The organism is Oerskovia sp. NPDC056781 (assembly GCF_042789955.1).
Classification (GTDB): Bacteria; Actinomycetota; Actinomycetes; order Actinomycetales; family Cellulomonadaceae; genus Oerskovia; species Oerskovia rustica.
Genome location: NZ_JBHUAD010000308.1, coordinates 1 through 3,798, shown reverse-complemented (window position 1 = coordinate 3,798; position 3,798 = coordinate 1). Strand labels below are relative to the sequence as shown.

At 74.3% G+C, this 3,798-nt stretch carries 3 protein-coding genes; all 3 read right to left on the bottom strand.

Annotated features, from left to right (window positions below):
- Positions 1-42 precede the first annotated feature (42 nt).
- The 3 genes from ACFRCR_RS17575 to ACFRCR_RS17565 are packed head-to-tail and all read right to left on the bottom strand — an operon-like array spanning position 43 to position 3,643.
- A complete protein-coding gene (locus tag ACFRCR_RS17575) occupies positions 43-2,151 on the bottom strand; it encodes a carbohydrate-binding domain-containing protein (protein ID WP_377679348.1) in 2,109 nt (702 codons plus the stop codon).
- Complete coding sequence (locus tag ACFRCR_RS17570) at positions 2,151-3,008, bottom strand: polyphosphate polymerase domain-containing protein (RefSeq protein WP_377679346.1); 858 nt, start codon at positions 3,006-3,008, stop codon at positions 2,151-2,153. Before ACFRCR_RS17570 ends, ACFRCR_RS17575 begins: the two co-directional genes overlap by 1 nt.
- On the bottom strand, positions 3,005-3,643 hold the full coding sequence (locus tag ACFRCR_RS17565) for a DUF4956 domain-containing protein (protein WP_377679344.1): 639 nt from the start codon (positions 3,641-3,643) through the stop codon (positions 3,005-3,007). The genes ACFRCR_RS17570 and ACFRCR_RS17565 overlap by 4 nt, the downstream gene beginning before the upstream one ends.
- Between the last annotated feature and the right edge of the window lie 155 nt (positions 3,644-3,798).

Below are 3,798 nucleotides of genomic sequence, written 5' to 3'. Positions count from 1 at the left end.
GCGCCCCTGGCGCGCGTGGGGGGAGAGAGGTGCCCGACGGCGTCACGCGCCGCTCGTGGTCGTCCCGCCCGAGGTGTCGGTCGAGCCGTTCGAGCCGGGACCGCGGCCGCCCCCCATGCCGCCCATGCCACCGCCCGCGAACTCGCCCGCGACGGCCGTCGCGGCCTGCGTCGCGCCGTCGGTGGTGCCGTCGGACGAGAGCCCCGTACCGTCCGGGGTGCCGAGCGTCCCACCGGTCTCGAAGACGTAGGTGGCTCCTGTCTCGATCTCGGGTGACGAGTAGACGACGTTCTGCGTGTCCTTGGTGACCTCGTAGGACACGAGGATCGTGCCGTCCTCGGCGAGGACGTGGACCCCGGTCCCGGCCGTGGCACCCTGGTCGAGGTTCGCGGCGACCCAGCCCTGCGACGAGTCGGTGTCGGGGGCCACGGCCATGCCCGAGCTGCCCGCGGCGAGCAGCGTGCCTCCCGAGATCGTGAACGTGCCGTTCACGTCGAGCGCACCGTTCCCGGCGTTCGTCGGCCCCTGGACCACGGTGGTCCCCCCCGTGATCTCGAGCGAGCCGTTGCTGTCCAGGCCGTCGCCGCCCGCGTCGACCACGAGCGTGCCGCCCGAGATCGTGAGCGAGTAGTCGCCCGCCGCCTGGCCGCCCGGTGCGCCGCCGCCCTGGCCACCTGCCTGCCCGCCGGGAGCTGCGCCGTCGGGCATCTCGCCGGACGGCATCTCGCCGTCGGGCCTGGCCGGGGGAGCGCCGGCCGTGCCGTCGCCGGGGACCGTGCCGTCGGGCAGGGTGGGGCGCTCGCCGTCGGCCGGGGGAGTGAGGTCACCCGGCGCCTGGGCGTCCTGTGGTGCAGGGCCCTCCTGCGCTGTGCCGGTGCCTGTCGTGCCGGTGCTCGTCCCGCCGGCGGCGTTCACGCCGTCGTCGGACGCCGTGATGTCGACGTCGCCGCCCGCGAGCGTGATCGTGGCGCCTTCGAGGCCTTCGACCGACTCCGAGACGGTGAGTGTGCCGGCCGTGATCGTGAGGTCGCCGTCGGCGTGGACGCCGTCGTCGCCCGAGGCGAGCGTGACGTCCCCGCCGGAGACCGACACCGCACCGTTCGAGTGCAGGCCGTCGTCCGCGGCGGCGACGTCCACGCTCGCGCTGCCGCCGACCACGACCCCGACGTCGCCCTTGATGCCCTTGGCCGAGGCGTCCTCGGCGACCTCCGTGCCGGGTCCGCCCGCCGCGGCGATCGTCACGGTCGCGTCCGTGACGATCGCGTCGGTCTCGGCCTGGATGCCGTCGTCGCCCGACGTGACGTCGACCGTCCCGCCGAGGACCGCGACGTAGCCCATGGTCTCGTCGTCGGCGTTCGTGGACTTGAGGCCGTCGGCCGCCGCGGTCACGGTGACCGACGCGTCGTCGGTCACGACCAGGTAGTCCTTGCCGCGGATGCCGTCGTCGCCCGCGTCGACCGTGAGGTCGCCCCCGGCGACCACCAGGCCGTCCTTGCTCACGATCCCGTCGGTCGAGGAGCTGACCACGTCGAGCGCCCCCGTGCCGCCGATCGTCAGGTCCGCGGTGGAGAACAGGGCGCCGTCGGGCTCGTCGGTGCTGCCGTCCGCATCCTCGTCCACGGCGGCCCCCGTCGCCTCGAGGTGGTTCGTCGAGCCGTCGGCCAGGACCACGACCGCGGTCGCGGCGTCCTCGACGGCGAGCGCCGAGGTCGTCGAGGACGTGATGCTCGCACCGTCGAGCACGAGGCGCACCTCGTCGTCGCCCGGCGACGCCACGACGAGCCGCCCGTCGGTCAGCTCGCCCGTGACACGGTAGGTGCCGGCCTGGCTGATCGTGACGGTCGAGCCGTCCACGGTCACGCCGTCACCGTCGGCCTGGGCCGAGTCGCCGTCGAGCGAGAGCGCGACCTCCTCGGACTCGTCCCACGAGAGGTCCTCGTCGTCGGCGCCTGAGGAGTGCGGGTCGGCGTTTGCGGCCATGGCCTCCTCGGGGGTCAGGCCCGCGACGGCGCTCGACGCCGTGGTGGCCGAGGCGGCGTCGCTCGTGGTGGTGCTCGTGCCGGTGTCGGCCGAGCAGCCGACGAGCGCGGCGGCCGTGAGCGTGGCGGTCAGGACGGCGGTCGTGACGGTGGTGGGTCTGCGGAGTCGCATCAGGTGCTCCTGTCGGGAGTGGTGGTCAGGGAGGGTTCGACCCAGCGGCGGACGACACGTCGCCACGGGGTGCTCGGCAGGTCGGGGCGCAGGACCGCCAGACCGGTGCCGTACTTCGAGATGCGCTGCGGCCGGTGGCCGCTGCGCCAGAGCAGGTGGTCGAGGCACGACGGCGTCGACCCGGTCTTGGTCTCGACGACCACGAGGTCGGGGACCGCCGCGGCCCGGCCCGCGGGCGTGCCCTCGTCGAGCAGCCACGTCAGGCCCGTGTCGAGCGTCGCGCGCGCCGCGGGCGCCCCTGGCCTCGTCGGGGGCAGGAGCAGCGTCGAGCGCCGGTACCTGGTCACGAGGCCCGCCGCGAGCGGCAGGTCGGCCGCCTCGGGGATCGCGGCGCCGTCGAGCGTCGCGGACACGAAGCGTCGGCCCTCGCCGAGCTCGCGGCGGCCTGCGAGGTCGTGCGCCACGCGGTCCTTGACGGTCGAGCCGCGAGCGGCCCGCGTCTTGACCTCGAGCCACGCCTCGCCCGAGTCGAGGTACGTCCGGGTACGGACCTTGAAGCGCCGCCGACGGCGGTGCGCCGCCAGGTGGAAGCTCGTCAGGTCCGGGGTGTCGAAGTACACCGACTCGTACGCGAACTCGCGACGGCCGTCGGCGTCGAGCACCCGCACGCCCGGCTCGCGTTCGGCCAGGTCGGCCAGGACCACCTGTGCCTGCGCACGGTGCAGGACGTACTTGCGGTCGATCCGGGTCTGGAGCGACGCCGAGGCGACGAGCTCGTCGAGCGACACGGGGGAGAACCCCGCGTGCGGCGCGACGAGGGTGTCGGGCGCGGCGCCGTCGGGCAGGAGCGTGGTCATGCCGACACCCGGGCGGCGGGTCCGGCCGGGGCCGCGAGGGCCGCGGCGACGTCGCCCGCGCTGCTCGCCGCGACACCGCCACCCGGGGGGACCTCGAAACGGACGTCGACCAGGGTCGTGTCGTTCACGAGGTCGAGGCGCTGGACCGACGCCGAGTGCACGTGCGCCCCCAAGAGCTGCTCGAGGTAGGCCACGAGGCCGGCATCGTCGGGGAAGGCGCGGTCGAGCAGGACGACCTGGCTGCGGTGGCGGCGTAGCAGCCGCGGGTGGTCCGCGACCGCCATGACCACGAGGATCAGGGCGCTGCCCGCGACGCCGAGCCAGCCCGCGGTCGCGCCGAGGCCACCCAGGAGCCCCAGGGCGAGGGCCGCGAAGTAGTACGCGACCTCGTGCTGGCTCAGCTCGGTCGACCGCAGCCGGATGATCGACAGGACGCCGAAGAGGCCCAGGCCCAGGCCCGCGCCGACCGTGCTGCTCGCGAGGGTCGCCGCGACCGCCAGGACGCCCACGTTCACGCCCAGGTAGGCCACGACCAGGTCGCGGCGCCGATGGCGCGGGAAGTAGAGGCCGAACGTCAGGACGAGCACGGCGACGAGGTCGACGAGGTACAGCGCGAGCTGTGGGGGCTGGGTCACGGGTGACCTCCAGGTGACGGGGAAGCGAACTCCTCCATGGAGCCGTCCGAACCTGTGAGGTCGCTATGACTCGGGGTAGGTGGGGATGTGAGTCTGTGGTGCCTGTCGCCGAGGTAGACCCGTGTGCGCGAGGTAGGACTCCGGGAGGTCTACCT

Excerpts from the sequence above, each read along its gene's own strand:
- ACFRCR_RS17575 (WP_377679348.1), bottom strand. The coding sequence starts at position 2,151 with ATGCGACTCCGCAGACCCACCACCGTCACGACCGCCGTCCTGACCGCC.
- ACFRCR_RS17570 (WP_377679346.1), bottom strand. The coding sequence starts at position 3,008 with ATGACCACGCTCCTGCCCGACGGCGCCGCGCCCGACACCCTCGTCGCG.